Raw genomic sequence first — 16,005 nt, forward strand, 5'->3', positions numbered from 1 at the left:
TTCGCTGCCGATTCAACACGCCCCTGGAGGAGGGGCGTAAGGGGGTGACGTCAGGCCCGCGATACTTCGTCACGTGCGTCCAACGCCGTGAGGATCGTGCGGAATTCGCCGACCAGGGGGTGGTCGGGGAACGCTTCGGCGAATATGCGCTCGCCGTAGAGGGCCGCCATTTCCGGTACGTACGGGAGGATTCCGGCCAGGGGGGTGCCGTATACCTCCTCGGCGCGCCGGCGGACGGCTTGGTGGTCGACGCCCTCGGGCGCCATGCTCAGGACGAGGGCGCGCCGGCAGGCCAGCCGCCCGGCGAGGGCGATGGTCTCCTCGACCCCGGAGAGGTCCACGCGGTCCGCCCTCGTCATGATCAGTACGACGTCGGCGCTGCCCATGGCGGTCACCGACTCGTTGTTGAGCCCTGCGTGCGTGTCGAGCAGCAGGACGTCCAGCGCGTGGCTGCGCGCCAGCCGCTCGAAGCCCTCCGGGAGCAGGCCGACGTCGTACCCGGTGGCCATCAGCTCCCGCAGGGCCGCCGTCCCGGTCCGGGCCGGTACGACGTACAGGCCGGCCACCGAGGTGCGCCGGGCGGCGGCCTCGATCTCGCAGCGGCCGAGCAGGTAGTCGGCCAGCGAGCCGGTGCCCGGCGCGACCCCGAACAGCAGGTCCAGGGTGGGCGACTGGAGGTCGGTGTCGACCACCCCGACCCGCTGTCCGGCCGCGGCCAGCAGCAGGGCGAGGTTGGCCAGCACCGAGGACTTCCCGGTGCCGCCGCGGTGCGAGTGCACCACGATGGTCCGGGTCATCACGCCACCACCCGGTAGCCCGCGCCGTCCGCATGCGGCCCCCGCGCCGCACGTGGCCGGTGCAGGGCCAGCATGGTGACGTCGTCGTGCTGTTCGGCGGTGCCGGTGTGCTCGCGCACCGCCCGGTCCATCAGGTCGACCACGTCCCGGCCGCTCGCCGGGGGGCCGGCGAGCAGTTCGAGCATCCTGTCGTCACCGAGGAAGTAGCCTTCGGGGCAGCGTGCCTCGGGCACTCCGTCGGTGAACACGAAAAGGGTGTCGCCCGGGTCGAGCTGGGCGTAGCCGAGGGTGTAGACGCAGTCGGGGAGGACCCCGACCGCAGGTCCCGTGACCTCCAGGGCCCGGGTGCCGGAGCCGTCGCCGGAGAGCAGCAGCGGCGGGTTGTGACCGCCGTTGATGTAGACGAGGCTGCCGGTGCGGGGGTCCAGGACGCCGAAGAAGAGGGTGGCGAAGTACCCCTGCCTGAGGTGGTTGCGGGTGAGGTAGCCGTTGGTGGCGGTGACCGCGTTGAGCAGCGGGGTGGCGCCGACCACCGGGGTGCGCCGGCTGCCGCCGCTGCGGCCGGCGGCCATCAGGTGCTGCAGGCCGCTGTTCTCGGCGGTGTGGCGCAGCAGGGAGCGGATGAGCGCCATGAAGAGGGCGGCGCCCACTCCCTTGTCGCAGACGTCGGCGACGACGAGGGCCAGTCTGCGGCCCCGGGAGATCTCGAAGACGTCGTAGAAGTCCCCGGCGACCTGGCGGGCCGGCCGGAAGCGGACGTCGATCTCCCAGCCTGCGGGGACGGGCAGCGATTCGGGCAGGAAGCCGGCCTGGATCTCCCGGCCGATCTCCAGTTCCTTCTCGTAGCCCATGAGTTCGGCGCGGGCGTCGGCCTCCTGCACGGTGCGGCCGAGTCCGGCGCGTTCGGTGCAGCTGCGCAGCCGGGCCGCGACCAGGGCGGGCAGGAAGGGCGGGACGAGGTAGTCGTGGCCGAGGCGGACGTGCCGCTCCAGGGCGGCGAAGTCGGCGACGGTCCAGGCGACCACGATCGGGGCCCCGGCCCAGCGGCGCAGCCGGCGCACGACGGTGCGCACGGTGTCCCCGTCGGCTTCGGCGGGGACGAGCAGGACGTCCCCCGCGGGCAGCGCGTCCAGGCGGCCGCGCAGCAGGAGCGGGAGGGTGGGGGTGACGAGTTCGGCGTCCATCAGCCGGAGCGCTTCGAGCAGTCCGGCCGGGGGCAGCGGGTGCACGTCGAGGATGATCACGGTCGTGGAGGGCATGCGTCCGTCCCCTCGGCCTTGACGGTCAGCGTGCTGATGTTGCGGCCGTCCCTGCGGGCATAGGTGTACGCATCCACGCTGGTCAGGGCCAGGTGGATGCCGAGGCCGCCGACCCTGCGCCGTTCCGGGGGGACCCCGGGGGCGGGCGGCAGGCGGCCTGCGACGGGGTCGAACGCGGGGGCGGTGTCCTCGATGACGATCCGCACCCCGTCGGGACCGGAGCGGCCCAGGACGGTGATCCGTCCCTCGCCGCCCCGGTACCCGTGCATCACGATGTTGGTGGCCAGTTCGTCCACGGCCAGCCGGATCCGGTACGTCGCCCCGGTGCCGAGGCCGGCCCGGGCGGCGAGCCGCAGGACGAACGCGGCGATCTCGCCCAGTGCCCCCAGCGTCGCGGGCACCTCCAGCACGGCGGGCTTCCTCGCCAGTTCGACCACGTCACTCACCGGCCCGGGCCGTGTGCTCAGTCATCGGCCAGCAGGATGCTGCGGTCGAGTCCGGCCGTGCGGATGGTCCGCGAGACGGGCTCGATGGCGCCGACCACCTTGATGGTGACGTGGTCCGCCACCTTCTGCTGGGCGAAGACCAAGGAGCGCAGCCCGGCGCTGGCCATGTAGCCGACGCCCGCCATCCGGATCTCGACGGTGCTGGTGCCGTGGCCGGCGGCCTTCTCGATGGTCTGGTGGAAGTCCGGCGCGGTCTTGGCGTCCAGCTCGCCCGTCAGTTCGATCACGGTGGTGTCGCCCTCGATGCTCAGGGACACGGAAAGCGGCATGTCAGGTCTCCTTCGGTCACTCGGGGTCGTTGGCGCGGCCGACCAGGATCACGACCGAGCGCGGGCCGATCAGGTACTTGCCGGCGTTGTCGAGCTCCTGCTCGGTCCCCGGGGTGCGGATGTCGTGCGGGGCCTCGGCGCCGGTGTCGGCGAACAGGTGCCAGCTGCGGCCGTGGGGCAGGGCGGGCAGTTCCAGGTCGTGCGCCTCCCAGTGGGAGTTCATGGCCACGTACACCACGTCCTCGTCGGAGGTGCCGCAGCGGGCCACCGCGATCAGGCGGCTCTCCGGCGACCAGTCGGGCTGCCAGGCCCGCTCCCCGTGCCAGCTGATGTCCGGCAGCCCGAGGCCGTCGCGGAGCCGGCCGGTGGGGTGGGTGGTGGAGCGCAGCTCGCGGTGGCGGCCCCTGAAGGCGATCAGCTCGCGGGTGAAGCGGAGCAGTTCGGCGTTCTCGTCGACCTGGTCCCAGTCGAACCAGGACAGTTCGTTGTCCTGGCAGTAGGTGTTGTTGTTGCCCTGCTGGGTGCGGGCGACCTCGTCCCCGGACAGCAGCATCGGGATGCCCTGGCTGGTGAGCAGGATGGCCAGGGCGTTCTTCATCTGGCGCAGCCGCAGGGCGTTGACGGCGGGGTCGTCCGTGGGGCCCTCGGCCCCGCAGTTCCAGCTGTTGTTGTCGTTGGCCCCGTCGTTGTTGCCCTCGCCGTTGGCCTCGTTGTGCTTGTCGTTGTACGAGACGAGGTCGGCCAGGGTGAAACCGTCGTGGGCCGTCAGGAAGTTGACGGATGCGGTGGTCCCGCGGCTGGAGTAGAGGTCGGGCGAGCCGGCTATCCGGGTGGCCAGCTCCCCCGTGACCCCGGGGTCGCCCTTGAGGAAGCGGCGCACGGTGTCGCGGTACTTGCCGTTCCACTCGGCCCAGCGGCCGTAGGCCGGGAAGTTGCCGACCTCGTAGAGGCCGCCCGCGTCCCAGGCCTCGGCGATCAGCTTGGTGTGCCGCAGGACGGGGTCGAAGGCGAGCATCTCCAGCAGCGGCGGGTTGGGCAGCGGGGTGCCGTCCAGGTCCCGGCCGAGGATGGCCGCGAGGTCGAAGCGGAAGCCGTCGACGTGGTAGTCGGCGACCCAGTGGCGCAGGCAGTCGAGCACGTAGTTGCGCACGACGGGGTGGTTGCAGTTGACCGTGTTGCCGGTGCCGCTGAAGTTGAAGTAGTACCCCTCGGGCGTGAGCATGTAGTACGTGGCGTTGTCGAGGCCCTTGAAGGAGATGGTGGGGCCCTGCTCGTTGCCCTCGGCGGTGTGGTTGAAGACGACGTCGAGGATGACCTCGATGCCGGCCGCGTGCAGGTCCTTGATCAGGGTGCGGAACTCGTCGCCCTGCATCCCGTAGCGTCCGGTGGCCGCGTAGCCGGCCTTGGGCGCGAAGAAGGAGACGGTGTTGTAGCCCCAGTAGTCGTAGAGCTTCTCGCCGGTCTCCGGGTTGCTGCGCGGGTTGTCGCTCTCGTCGAACTCGAAGACGGGAAGCAGCTCGATGCAGTTGACCCCGAGCTCCTTGAGGTACGGGATCTTCTCCCGCAGCCCCGCGAAGGTGCCGGGGGCGGTGACCTGCGAGGAGGGGTGCCGGGTGAAGCCTCGGACGTGGGCCTCGTAGACGACGAGGTCCTCGGCGGGGATCCCCAGCGGGGTGTCGTCGCCCCAGTCGAAGTCCTGGAGGCAGACCCGCGAGCGGTACTGGTAGCCGCGGCTGCGGTCCGGCTCCACGCCCCACACGTCGCGGCCGGCGATCAGCCGGGCGTAGGGGTCGGAGAGGACCTGGCGGGCGTCGAAGCGGTGGCCGGTGGCCGGGTCGAAGGGGCCGTCGGCCCGGTAGCCGTACTCGATGTTCTCGTGGTCGAGGCCGAAGACCGTCATGGAGAAGACGCTGCCGGTGCGGAACTCGTCGGGGAATTCCAGCTCGGCCATCGGCTCGGGCTCTCCGCGCTTGTAGATGACCAGGGTCATGGAGGTGGCCTGGTCGGAGAAGACGGAGAAGCTGACCCCGCCGGGGACCACGTTGGCCCCGAAGGGGAACGGCTTGCCCGCGCGGACGCGGTACCCGCCCACTTCGTGGGTCGGGTACGCGTCCACGCGCAGCACTCGTTCGGAGCGGGCCTCGCTCATCGCGCGGCCCTGGCCCGCCCGGCGGCGGCCGCGGCCTGGCCGGTCTCGAAGAAGTCGAGGAAGCCGGTGGCCGACATGACGAACCGGACTTCCTCGCTCACCCCGTACAGGGTGACGGCGACGCCGGCGTGCTGGGCCTCGCGGTAGACGACCAGCAGGGTGCGCAGGCCGGCGCTGGAGACGTAGGTGACGGCGGTCAGGTCGATGCGCAGCGCCCGGCCCTCGCGGACGAGCGGCAGCAGGGTCTCCAGCAGGGTGCCGGAGGTCTCGCTGTTGATCTCGCCGGTGGCGACGAGCACGGTGCCCGTCTTGTTCCGGCGTTCCTTCAGGTTCAGACTCATGTCGTGCTTCCCCTCTGGTTGGGGCGCCCCCCGTTGGGCATTACTTCTGGGCCACCGGCCGGAGCCGGACCTTGACCTTGACCCGCCCCTGGACGTCGGGGAGGTGGACGGTCAGCTCGTCCGCGTCGAACTCCTCGTACGGCTTCTCGTCGATCTCCACCGACGCGATCCGCACCGAGCCCGCGGGCAGCAGGTCGGGCGAGACGCGCAGGGTCCGGCCGGGCAGGTCGGCCGGGTCGGGCTGGAAGTGGAAGTCCATCTCCCGGCCGTTGATGAGCAGGTTGTTGTAGACGGCGGCGAGGTAGCACAGCTCCGCCGAGTGGTACATGGACATCGAGTGGCTGCCCTTGAGCCGCTCGGTGCCGAGCAGGTACGGCGTGCCGCTGGCGAGCACGTTGAAGTACACGGCTCCCTCGTCGTGGTCGAGGAAGAAGGTGTTGTAGAAGGCCTGCGCCTGGCGTGCCTCGCGCAGGTTCGCCTCGCCGCCGACGGTGCCGTTCAGGATGAGGTAGGCGAGGATCGCCTGCTCCTGCTGCCACCAGGCCTTGCGGTCGTGCCAGGCGAAACGGTACGCCTCCTGGTCCCCCTCCTTCACCCGTTCCACGACGTCGTACCAGCCGCCGCGCTGGCGGTCGCTGCCGACGGCGGGCATGATCTCGCCGATCTTGCGGGCGAGCTCCTGGTAGGCGGGCTTGGCCTTCAGCGAGTTCATCCGCATCAGGTTCCAGGCGATCTTCAGGTTGTGCCCGACGACCGCGCGGTTCTGCTGCCAGCTGTGCGCGGTGTCGTGCGACCAGTCGCGGAAGAAGCGCTCCTGGACGAACGGGCTGTTCTTGTAGTCCGGGAACTTGTCCGCGATGGTGTCGAAGGTGTACTCGAGGAAATCGGCGTACTTCTGGTCGCCGGTCGCCAGGTACAGGTTGATCAGGTAGGCGGGCGCGTGGTCGCCGACGGAGTTCCAGTTCTTGCGTTCGGCGTTCTCGCCCAGGGACTCGTGGTCGGGGCTGAAGAGGATCGGGTCGATGTGCGAGAAGTACCCGCCCTGCTCCGGGTCGTGGAAGAACTTGTCGAACAGCCGGATGGTGGCGTCGGCGTCGTTCTTGATCCGGACGTCGCCGGTGACCCGGTAGGTCTGGATCGGGCCGGCCAGGGCGTAGATCTGCTCGTACATCGGGATCGCGTCGTAGTCGTCGGAGAACTCCGAGGTGAACAGCTTGCGCTCGCTGTCCCCGTCGACGCTGATGCCGTGGTACCAGTAGACGACGTCTTCCTCGCTGTCCACGACCCGCATGTGCTTGCGCAGGTACTCGGTGCCGCGTTCGGCGATCTCCAGGTACTCGTCCTTGCCGGTCAGCAGGTAGGCCGAGGCCATGCCGTAGACCAGGCGGGAGATGGTGTCGGTCTCCTGGACGTGGCTGGCGGTCTTGTCGCCGCCGAGCCGGATCTCGGTGCGGTACTGCGTGAAGTCCACCGGCCCGTCACCGAACTGCGCCCGCTTGTAGAAGTCGGCGAGGGACTCGATCTGCTTGACCCACCAGCCGGCCTCCTCGAAGCGGTAGTCCTCGGCGCTGCGGCCCAGGAAAACCAGCCGCTTGGCGTCGAAGCGGCCGCCCTGCTCGGGGTAGTGGACCCCGTAGGCGAAGAGGAACCGGCCGGCCGAGAGCATCTCGTCGACGTGCCCGGAGGCGTCGACGTACGGCTCGTCCAGGTTGCGCACCAGCTCGGCGCTGGGACCCGAGGCGAGCGAGACGTCGAACTCCCGGTCGTCGGCGGTCCGCAGGCGCAGCAGCCGCGACGCGGAGTCGAAGCGGACGACGTAGCCCGCGATCGTGTCGGAGAAGGAGAAGCCGGGCGTGCCCGCCATGTCATGCACCGTCCTTGTCGTGTGAGCTGTCGTCCTCGAATCCCTGACTGACCTCGACGATCACCCCGTCGGGATCGCGGACCCACACGGTCCGCCAGCCGCAGATGAAGTCGTCGAAGTCCAGCGGCCCCAGGGTCACGTCGGCCGCCTCGCCCAGTTCGGCGAGGAAGGCGTCGACGTCGTCCGTCTGGAAGGCCAGGTGCCGGATCCGGCCGGGGGCCGGCGGCCCGTCGTCGTGTGCCGGGCGGGCCGGGCCCACCGGCGACTCGAAGAGCTCCAGGTACGCGTCCCCCTTGCGCAGGAACACGATCCGGGCCTCCCCGAGGTCGACCACCCGGGCCCGGGTGAAGCCGAAGTACCGGGTGTAGAACTCCTCGGTGCTCTTCTGGTCGGCGCAGTTGAGGCCCACGTGCGACCAGACCATCGCGCGCTGCCCGGTGCCGGCCATCAGGCGTTCCCCCGGCCCCGGCGCGCCGCGAGCAGTTCGATGATCCGGCGGGCGAAGAGGTGGTGGTGGCCGCCGGTGCGGCCGGTGACCAGGTCCCCGTCGACCACCACGTCCTCGTCGACGTACTCGGCACCCATGTTGCGGACGTCGCCGATGAGGTTGTTGTGGCAGACCACCTTGCGGCCGCGGACCTTGTCCGGGATGGACGAGGCCAGCCACATGCCGTGGCAGATGATCCCCTTGAGGACGGTCGGTTCCTCGAAGGCCCGGCGCAGGAACTCGGTCGCGGGCGCCAGCACGTCCACGTCCTCGGTGTAGCGCAGCCGGTCGGCCACCATGCCCGAGGGCACGATGACCGCGGCGTACCGGCGCAGTTCCTCGTCGTCCAGCCCCTCCAGGGACTTCTCGGCGGTGAACGGCGCCCGGTACTCGTGCCCGGAGAAGGTGATGGAGTCGTTGCCCCACAGCCGGGTCAGGAAGTCGACCTCGGCGCCCTCCTCGGCGAACCGGCGCTGGTAGTAGAAGATCTCCGGCTCGTAGAAGTCGCTCTCGACCAGGACCGCGATCCGCGTCCCGCTCAGCGCGCCCTCGCGCAGTACGACGTCAGGCACGTCGGGCCCCCCTGTTCCGGCCGGTGAGGAAGTCCGCCGCGCGTTCGGCGATCATCGCAATGGCGGTGTGGCAGTTGCCCGACGGGACCGCCGGCATCACGCTCGCGTCCACGACGCGCAGGTTCCGTACGCCGTGCACCCGCAGTTCGGGGTCGACCACGCAGAGGTCGTCGACGCCCATCCGGCAGGAGCCCGCCTGGTGGTGGTAGCTCTCGGCCTTCTGCCGTACGAAGGTCCGCAGGTCTTCGTCGGTGACGGCGCCGGGCCCCGGCTGGAGCTCCTGCTTGTACCAGGGCGAGAAGGCGGAGGTGGCGAAGATCTCCCGGGCGAGCTTGACGCCCTGCACCATCCGTTCGAGGTCCCAGCGGTCGCCCAGGTAGTTCGGGTTGATCAGCGGGTGGGCGAGCGGGTCGGCGCTCGCCAGCCGGACGGAGCCGCGCGAGACCGGGCGGACGACGCCGGGCAGGATGGACACCGTGTTCGGGTGGCTGCGGCCGACGATCACGTCGAAGGGGACGTGGACGAAGGCGATCTGGAGGTCCGGGGCGGGCAGTCCGGGCCGGGAGGACAGGAACAGCGCGCTCTCCGACAGGTTCTGCGCCGGCGCCGGGAGTTCCTGGGTGACCTCGGCCATCAGCCCGGTCAGGACGTGGTTGTGGAAGTTCTCGCCGACCCCGGGCAGGGCCGCGGTGACCTCGATGCCGTGCTCGCGCAGCTGCTCGGGGTGGCCGATGCCGGAGAGCAGCAGCAGCTTCGGGGACTCGATCGCCCCGGCGGCCACGATCACCTCCCGGCGGGCCCGCACGGTGTGCAGTCCGGGGGCCGCGGCGGTGCTGTGGCCGTCGCGTACCGTCCGGCCGGGGATCTCGGCCGGGGGCCGGAGCTGGACGTACTCGACGCCCGTGCAGGTGTCCCCGTCGAAGAGCAGCCGGGTGGTCTGCGCGCTGGTGCGCAGGGTCAGGTTGGGGCGGGCGAGGGCCGGCTCCAGGTAGGCGGCCAGGGTGCCCTGGCGGCGGCCGTCGGCCACGTCGATGTGGTGCCAGCCGGTGCCGAAGAGGCCGCGGCGGGGGCCGTCGGTGTTGAAGTCGGCGATCTCCTGGTGGCCGAGTTCGACGGCGGCCTCGATGAAGGCGCGGGAGACCGGGTTGGGGCCGTGCCGCCCGGCGTTGGTGACCCGCTGGGGGCCGCCGGTGCCGGTGGTGGGGGCGGTGGCGTCCTCCTGGTCCTCCAGCAGCGCGAAGTACGGCAGCACGTCCTCGTACGCCCAGCCGGCCGCGCCCTGGTAGGCCCAGTTGTCGAAGTCCGAGGCGTGGCCCCGGATGTGCATCATGATGTAGAGGTTGCTGCTGCCGCCGGGCGCCTTGCCGCGCGGCTCGTAGGTCCGCCGCCCGCCGAGGCCCGGCTGCGGGACGCTGGTGTAGCCCCAGTCGACGGGGCCGCCGAGCAGCTTGTACCAGGAGGACGGGTCGTCCACCTCGGGCGGGATGCGGTTCCCGCCGGCCTCCAGGACCAGGACGGAGACGTCCGGGTCGGCGGAGAGGCGGTGGGCGAGGACGCTGCCGGCGGTGCCGGAGCCGACGATCACGTAGTCGTACTGGTCTGTGGCCACGGGTCCGGTTCCCCTCAGTCCTGGCTCAGCACCTGGAAGGGAACGGTGTCGTGGAAGTTGGCCATGTAGGCGATCCGGCCGTCCACGATCCGGAAGAAGTTCATCACCTCGGCCTCGATGGCCTGCCCCGACGGGCTTTCGGCGGTGATGTGGGAGACGGCCGCGGCCTTCTCCCCGTCGACCAGGAAGTGCACGGGCTCGTTGCGGAAGACCCGGTACATGGCCCCCATGCCCTTCATCATCGACCGCAGGGTCTCCAGGCCCTCGATGTGTCCGGCGAGCTGCTCGTCCATGACCTGGTCCTCGGCGAACAGGTCGCACCAGCGGTCCCAGTCCCCGGCGTTGGCGTACTCGTAGTACTTTCGAAGGACTTCGGTCACGCTCTCTCGGGCGTCCATCGGTCTCTCATCCCCCTATCGGTCCCTGCGGGTGCCGTCCGGCGCGAAGGGCGCCCAGAACTGGCTGAAGGCACTGGCCGTGTCGCCGAAGAGCCCGTCGCGGCCCTCGACGATCCGCCCGTCGCGCCACTTCATGAAGTGGAAGACCGGGTAGTCCATCCGCTCGTACGGGGAGCCGGCCGCCGGGTCCGCGCCGTCCCGCAGGGCGGTGTTGCGGCAGACGTCGGCGCTGCAGTCCGGCCCGGTCAGGACCGCTTCCAGCTCCATGCGGAAGGTGCCGCCGGTGAGCTTGTGGGTCTGGCCCATCAGCTCCAGGAAGGCGTCCAGGCTCTCGTACCAGCCGGCCAGCGGGTGGTTGCCGGGCACCAGCCAGCGCAGGTCCTCGGAGTAGTACTCCAGGATGCGCGCGCGGTCTCCGGAGCCGAGGGCCCGGTAGGCGGCCTCGACCCGCTCGCGGGTCACTTCGGTCATCGCCGCGGCCCTTTCAGAGCGAGCCCGAACCGGGCATCGGCGCCAGTTCGTTGACGGTGTACTGCTTGATCAGCGGGCCGTCCGCGCCCGCCACCACGGTCCAGGTCTGGTCGGCGTCGAAGCCGAGCCACTGGCTGCGGGCGGCCGGCGGGTCCCAGATCTTGGCCTGCCAGTTGACGAGGACGCGGACGATCGCCCGGTCGCCCTCGATGACCGGCTCCACCTTGGTGACCGTGTGCACCTCGTCGAAGAAGCGGTGGGTGACGGCGTCGTACCAGCGGCCGAAGCCCTGGTGGCCGAGGAAGGTGTCCTCGGGGACCTTGAACTCCAGGTCCTCGGTGATGAGGGCGAGGACCTGCTCCAGCGGGAGGTGGCGGTCCAGGGCCACGTACCAGTTCTCGGCGAAGGTGCGGATCGCGTCCTCGGTCAGCCGCTCGGCGGGCATGCGGTCTCCTCCTGTTCGGTGTGGTCCGGTCGGTTCAGATCTGGACGTCGACGAGGTACGGGCCGGGGTGGGCCAGCATCCGGTCCACGGCGGCGGCCGCCTCGTCCGGCTTCTCCACCCGCGTCCCGTCGGCGCCCAGCGCCCGGGCGAGCCCCGCGAAGTCGATCTCGGGGCGGGAGAGGTCGAAGGAGCCCGGGAAGGGGTGTCCGGCGATGTCCCGTTCCCGCCAGTACTGGGCGATGTTGTCGTCGAGCAGCCGGTACTTGCGGTTGTTGCAGACCACGAACTTGGCGTCGATACCGTGCCGGACCGCCGTCCACAGCGCCTGGTAGGTGTACATGGACCCGCCGTCGCCCGCGAAGCCGACGACGAGCCGGTCGGGGCGGGCCAGCTTGGCGCCGACCGCCCCCGGGAAGCCCACGCCCAGCGAACCGCCCCGGGTGAGGTGGTAGTCGCCCGGGCGCTCGGGCGGCAGGTACCGGGTGACGAGCGGGGAGGTGGTCAGCGCCTCGTCGAAGACGATCAGGTCCCCGCCGGTGCGCTCGGCCAGCCTCCGCAGGAAGACGGCCATCGGCGTGTCCTCGTCCGGGGACGGCTGCCGGGCGGCGTCGGCCCGCTCCCCGGTCCTCGCCTGGAGCCGCGCGGCCGCCGCCGCGCGCCGCTGCGGGGTGAGCCGCTGTTCCAGCACGCCGGCCAGCGCGCGCAGCGCCTGGCGCGGGTCGGCGGCGAGCCCGAGGTCGACGGGGTGGTTCTTGGCGATCTCGTAGGCGTTCAGGTCGATGTGCACGACCCTGGCGCCGGGCCGGAAGGGGTTCTCCAGTTCGGGGAACACCTCGGGGAAGACGTAGGTGCCGACGATCAGCACCCCGTCGGCCTCCCCGACCAGCTCCTTGCTGTGCGGGCCGAACATGTGGCCGGTCTGGCCGCGGCGCAGCGGGTGCGAGGCCGCGATGTTGACCTCGGAGGAGTCGACCTCGTACACGTCGGCGCCCAGCAGCTCGGCGACGGCGGCGAGTTCGGCCTGGGCCCCGGAGAGCGAGACCCCGTCCCCGACGAGGAGCACGGGGCGTTCGGCGGAGGCGAGCAGCTCCGCCGCCCGGCCCACCGAGGCCGGCGAGGGCGCCACGTCGGTCAGCGGCACGGTGGCGGGCAGGACGGGTTCGGAGTTGAGCTCGTCCAGCACGTCCATGGGCAGGGCCACGAACACCGGGCCGCGCGGCGGGGTGAGGGCGATCTTCACGGCCCGCCGGATCGTGCGCAGCACGGACCGGGGGTCGGTGACCCGGGTCGCGTACTTGGTCACGGGCCTGGCCATGGCCACCAGGTCACTGGCCATCTGGGCGTCCATGGCGTCGTAGCGCACCCCGGCGTCGCCGGCGACCACGACCAGCGGGGTGTGGCCGCGCAGCGACTGGTAGAGCATGCCGATGCCGTTGCCCAGCCCCACGCCGGAGTGCAGCTGGAGCAGGGCCGCACCGCCGGTGGCCCGGGCGTAGCCGTCGGCGATGCCGGCGGCCACGGTCTCCTGGAGGGCCAGGACGTAGTGGAAGTCCGCCGCCGCGTCCGCCGCGTCGAGGAATCCCTGTTCCACCGTTCCCGGATTTCCGAACATCACCGTCAGGCCGTCGGCCTTGAACTGCTCGATCAGCCTTTCCCGTCCGGGAGTGGCTTCGGAATTCATCGGACTCCCCCTCATTCCCCTACCACCCGTAACGGGTGAGGCCGTTCTCCAGGACTTCCACGATCTTCTGCCCCGTGAGGTACGAGTCGGGGGTGGAGCGGCCGGTGACGAAGGGATAGTCGACTATCACGGACAGCGGGTGGCCGAAATTCCCGTGATAGGCGCCGCGCGGGCCGGTCGCGTCGCGCAGGATGTACTCCAGCGGGTACGGCGGCGGGCCCATGTTGAAGTCGGTGCCGAGAAATCCGGTGCCGTCCTTGTAGTCGTACTCCTTGCAGTGGCCCGTGACGTGCTTGCCCCAGATGATGCTCTTGCGGTCGCCCCAGTCGCGGGCGAAGGCCAGGCAGGCGACGCCGTAGCACTCGGCGGCCACGACCTTGCCGGCGTTCTTGAAGGCGAGGATCAGGGCGTGGACCCGCTCGTTGTTGGCGAGGTCGACGATGGGACCGCTGCCGCCGACGATCAGGATCGCGTCGTAGCCGGCGATGTCGGCCTCGAGCTTCTCCAGGTCCCGGTGGTACTGCTCCAGCTTGCGCAGGTAGGCCTCGTCGCTCGTGTACGGGCGTTCCGGCACCCACGCCTCGATGTCGAGGGGCGAGTCGAGGCGGCTCGACTGCTCGAACTCCCGGCCCAGCCGGGCGTTCTCCTCCGAGGTGACCGAGCGGCCGAGCGGAGGGTCGACGAAGCTGGGGTCGAGGCTCGGCGGAAGCGCGTGGGCGCGCTTTCCGGTCGGCGTGGCGAATGTGATCTCGTAGCCCTGCTCGTCGAACTTCGAAACGGGACCGATCAGTTCCTCGGACCAGTAACCGTGTTCGGAGACAATGACCAGAATCTTTCTGCTCACGGATTCCTCCAGGCGCGGCCTGTTGTGTTTGCGTCCACCACACTGCGTGCGGCCGGAGCCCGCGTCAAAGGGCGGGAATGCGACTTCGTGAGGTAGCGGGCAAGGTGGTGGCGGCACCTCACCTAGTAGTCCGGCGAGGTCAGGAAGTACGCGCCGGACTTCCTGACCTCGGCCGGATCGCTGAACCATTTCAAGATCCCCGTTTTATGGTCTGGACGCCCCGTGATGGGCGGGCGCGCCGGGTCAGGAGTGCGTGAGGAGAGGGACGGGGACGATGACGAAGGACCTGTTGTGCACACACGTCGACCAGATACGTCCGGTGAAGCCATCCGCGGACGGCTGTGAGGAGTGCCTGCGCCTGGGGGACGTCTGGGTGCACCTGCGGATGTGCCTGAGCTGCGGGCACGTCGGATGCTGCGACTCCTCGAAGAACCGCCACGCCACCAGGCACTACAGGGCGACGGCCCACCCGATCGCGGCCTCGCACGAGCCCGGTGAGGACTGGGCCTGGTGCTACGCCGACCAGCTGATGCTGGAGCCGGCGTGAACGCCGCCCAGGGGAGCCCCGCCTCCCCCGCGACCCCGGCCGCGAGCACGGCCGCGTCCCCGGAGCGGGCCGAGAGCCGCAAGCCCGTGATCCTGGCGGTGGACGACGACCCGCAGGTGCTGAGGGCGGTCCGCCGCGACCTGCGCAGCGCCTACGGCGACCGCTACCGGGTGCTGGGCGCCTCCTCGGCTGCCGACGCCCTGAAGATCCTCGACTCCCTCGACGAGCGTGGCCACGACCCCGCACTGTTCCTCGTCGACCAGCGGATGCCCGACGTCACCGGGGTGGAGTTCCTGCTGGAGGCGGTCAGCCGCTTCCCGGACGCGCGCCGGGTGCTGCTGACGGCGTACGCGGAGACGGACGCGGCCATCACCGCCATCAACCGGGTCCGGCTGGACTACTACCTGCTCAAGCCCTGGGACCCGCCGCACGAGCGGCTCTTCCCAGTCCTGGACGACCTGCTGTCGGACTGGCTGGCCACGTACCGGCCGGCCTACGACGGGATCATCGTCGCGGGCCACCTGGTCTCCCCCGGCACCCACGCCGTCCGGGACTTCTTCACCCGCAACGGGCAGCCGTTCCGCTTCCTGAACGTGGAGCGGGACCCCGAGGCGCTGACGGTGATCGCCGACGCCCAGGCGGGGGCGGCGCTGCCGCTGGTGCGCTTCCCGGACGGCTCGGTGCTCGCCGCGCCGACCGACGCCGAACTCGCCCGGCACCTGGGCCTGTCCACCACCGCCTCCCGCCCGCACTACGAGTGCGTGATCGTCGGCGCCGGCCCGGCGGGCCTGGCCGCCGGGGTGTACGCGGCGTCCGAGGGGCTGTCCACGCTGATGCTGGACTCCCGCGCCCCGGGCGGGCAGGCCGGCACCTCCAGCCTGATCGAGAACTACCTCGGCTTCCCCTCGGGCCTCTCCGGCGGGGACCTGACCCGCCGGGCCACCATCCAGGCCTCCCGCTTCGGCGCCGAGATCCTGCACCCGGTGGAGGTGGTCTCCCTCACCCGGGACGACCCGGCGAAGATCCTGACCCTGGCGGACGGCACGGAGATCAGCGCGGAGACGGTGCTGCTGGCGACCGGGGTCTCCTACAACCGCCTGGAGGCCCCCGGCGCGGACCGCTTCGAGGGCGCGGGCCTGTACTACGGGGCGGCGACCACGGAGAGCTCGGCCTGCATCTCCCAGCACGTGTTCATCGTGGGCGGCGCCAACTCGGCCGGGCAGGCGGCGGTGCACTTCGCCAAGTACGCGGCCCGGGTGACCATCCTGGTCCGTGCGGCCTCCCTGGACGCGAGCATGTCCCGCTACTTGATCGACGAGATCGAGCGCACCCCGAACATCGAGGTGAAGGTCCGCACGACCGTCACCGCCCTGGACGGCGGGGAGCACCTGGAGCGGATCACCCTGCACGACGCGGACACCGGCGAGGACCGGGAGGTCCCGGCCCGGTTCATGTTCACGTTCATCGGCGCCCGCCCGCACACCGACTGGCTGTCCGGGGTGGTCGAACGCGACGAGTACGGCTTCGTCCTCACCGGCTCCGACCTGATCGCCAACGGCGGGGAGCTGCCGGCGGAGTGGAGCCTGGAGCGCGCCCCCTACCCGCTGGAGACCAGCGTCCCCGGGGTCTTCGCGGCGGGCGACGTACGGGCCCACTCGGTCAAGCGGGTCGCCTCGGGCGTGGGCGAGGGGGCCATGGCCGTCTCGCTGATCCACCGCTACCGCTCGATGGGCTGAAGCCGAGGGCGAACACCCGGACCCTTGCGA

General features: G+C 70.8%; 17 protein-coding genes. 2 read left to right on the forward strand and 15 right to left on the reverse strand.

Features of this window, described 5'->3' with window-relative positions:
* Positions 1-50: 50 nt before the first annotated feature.
* From B4U46_RS06820 to B4U46_RS06890, 15 genes are read right to left on the reverse strand one after another with little or no spacing between them, the layout of a single operon-like run.
* The gene (locus B4U46_RS06820; protein ID WP_079424948.1) at positions 51-797 is read right to left on the reverse strand and encodes a MinD/ParA family ATP-binding protein; all 747 of its coding nucleotides are present in this window, start codon (positions 795-797) and stop codon (positions 51-53) included.
* A complete protein-coding gene (locus B4U46_RS06825) occupies positions 797-2,056 on the reverse strand; it encodes a PP2C family protein-serine/threonine phosphatase (protein ID WP_079424950.1) in 1,260 nt (419 codons plus the stop codon). Before B4U46_RS06825 ends, B4U46_RS06820 begins: the two co-directional genes overlap by 1 nt.
* Entirely contained in the window at positions 2,038-2,502 is a 465-nt protein-coding gene (locus B4U46_RS06830; RefSeq protein ID WP_237292701.1) for an ATP-binding protein, read from the reverse strand. The genes B4U46_RS06825 and B4U46_RS06830 overlap by 19 nt, the downstream gene beginning before the upstream one ends.
* A 17-nt stretch (positions 2,503-2,519) precedes the next feature.
* The gene (locus B4U46_RS06835) at positions 2,520-2,831 is read right to left on the reverse strand and encodes an STAS domain-containing protein (RefSeq protein ID WP_079424952.1); all 312 of its coding nucleotides are present in this window, start codon (positions 2,829-2,831) and stop codon (positions 2,520-2,522) included.
* Between the two features lie 16 nt (positions 2,832-2,847).
* Entirely contained in the window at positions 2,848-4,980 is a 2,133-nt protein-coding gene (gene glgX / locus B4U46_RS06840) for a glycogen debranching protein GlgX (RefSeq protein ID WP_237292703.1), read from the reverse strand.
* Positions 4,977-5,321, reverse strand: a complete 345-nt coding sequence (locus B4U46_RS06845; RefSeq protein WP_079424956.1) for an STAS domain-containing protein — start codon at positions 5,319-5,321, stop codon at positions 4,977-4,979. The genes glgX and B4U46_RS06845 overlap by 4 nt, the downstream gene beginning before the upstream one ends.
* Positions 5,322-5,361: 40 nt before the next feature.
* Positions 5,362-7,185, reverse strand: a complete 1,824-nt coding sequence (locus B4U46_RS06850; protein ID WP_079424958.1) for an AGE family epimerase/isomerase — start codon at positions 7,183-7,185, stop codon at positions 5,362-5,364.
* Position 7,186: 1 nt separating this feature from the next.
* Complete coding sequence (locus B4U46_RS06855) at positions 7,187-7,633, reverse strand: VOC family protein (RefSeq protein WP_208949809.1); 447 nt, start codon at positions 7,631-7,633, stop codon at positions 7,187-7,189.
* Positions 7,633-8,244 carry a DJ-1/PfpI family protein gene (locus tag B4U46_RS06860; protein ID WP_079424960.1) on the reverse strand — a complete coding sequence of 204 codons (612 nt, stop codon included), beginning with the start codon at positions 8,242-8,244 and terminating at the stop codon, positions 7,633-7,635. Before B4U46_RS06860 ends, B4U46_RS06855 begins: the two co-directional genes overlap by 1 nt.
* Positions 8,237-9,853: a GMC family oxidoreductase gene (locus tag B4U46_RS06865; RefSeq protein WP_079424962.1), complete on the reverse strand. Its 1,617-nt coding sequence runs from the start codon at positions 9,851-9,853 to the stop codon at positions 8,237-8,239. The genes B4U46_RS06860 and B4U46_RS06865 overlap by 8 nt, the downstream gene beginning before the upstream one ends.
* A 14-nt stretch (positions 9,854-9,867) precedes the next feature.
* A complete protein-coding gene (locus B4U46_RS06870) occupies positions 9,868-10,251 on the reverse strand; it encodes a nuclear transport factor 2 family protein (RefSeq protein WP_079424964.1) in 384 nt (127 codons plus the stop codon).
* 15 nt (positions 10,252-10,266) lie between these two features.
* Positions 10,267-10,722, reverse strand: coding sequence for a nuclear transport factor 2 family protein (locus tag B4U46_RS06875; RefSeq protein WP_079424966.1), 456 nt, complete (start codon positions 10,720-10,722; stop codon positions 10,267-10,269).
* Positions 10,723-10,735: 13 nt separating this feature from the next.
* Entirely contained in the window at positions 10,736-11,167 is a 432-nt protein-coding gene (locus B4U46_RS06880; protein ID WP_079424968.1) for a nuclear transport factor 2 family protein, read from the reverse strand.
* 34 nt (positions 11,168-11,201) lie between these two features.
* Positions 11,202-12,848 carry a thiamine pyrophosphate-binding protein gene (locus B4U46_RS06885; RefSeq protein WP_079424970.1) on the reverse strand — a complete coding sequence of 549 codons (1,647 nt, stop codon included), beginning with the start codon at positions 12,846-12,848 and terminating at the stop codon, positions 11,202-11,204.
* A gap of 19 nt (positions 12,849-12,867) precedes the next feature.
* A complete protein-coding gene (locus B4U46_RS06890) occupies positions 12,868-13,692 on the reverse strand; it encodes a type 1 glutamine amidotransferase domain-containing protein (RefSeq protein WP_079424972.1) in 825 nt (274 codons plus the stop codon).
* 274 nt (positions 13,693-13,966) lie between these two features.
* Between B4U46_RS06890 and B4U46_RS06895 the strand changes: the two genes are divergently transcribed.
* Both B4U46_RS06895 and B4U46_RS06900 read left to right on the forward strand, forming a co-directional pair.
* Positions 13,967-14,239: a UBP-type zinc finger domain-containing protein gene (locus B4U46_RS06895; RefSeq protein WP_079424974.1), complete on the forward strand. Its 273-nt coding sequence runs from the start codon at positions 13,967-13,969 to the stop codon at positions 14,237-14,239.
* Positions 14,240-14,325: 86 nt separating this feature from the next.
* Positions 14,326-15,975: an FAD-dependent oxidoreductase gene (locus B4U46_RS06900; RefSeq protein WP_045946197.1), complete on the forward strand. Its 1,650-nt coding sequence runs from the start codon at positions 14,326-14,328 to the stop codon at positions 15,973-15,975.
* Positions 15,976-16,005 lie beyond the last annotated feature (30 nt).

This window comes from Streptomyces katrae (assembly GCF_002028425.1).
GTDB classification, from domain to species: domain Bacteria; phylum Actinomycetota; class Actinomycetes; order Streptomycetales; family Streptomycetaceae; genus Streptomyces; species Streptomyces katrae_A.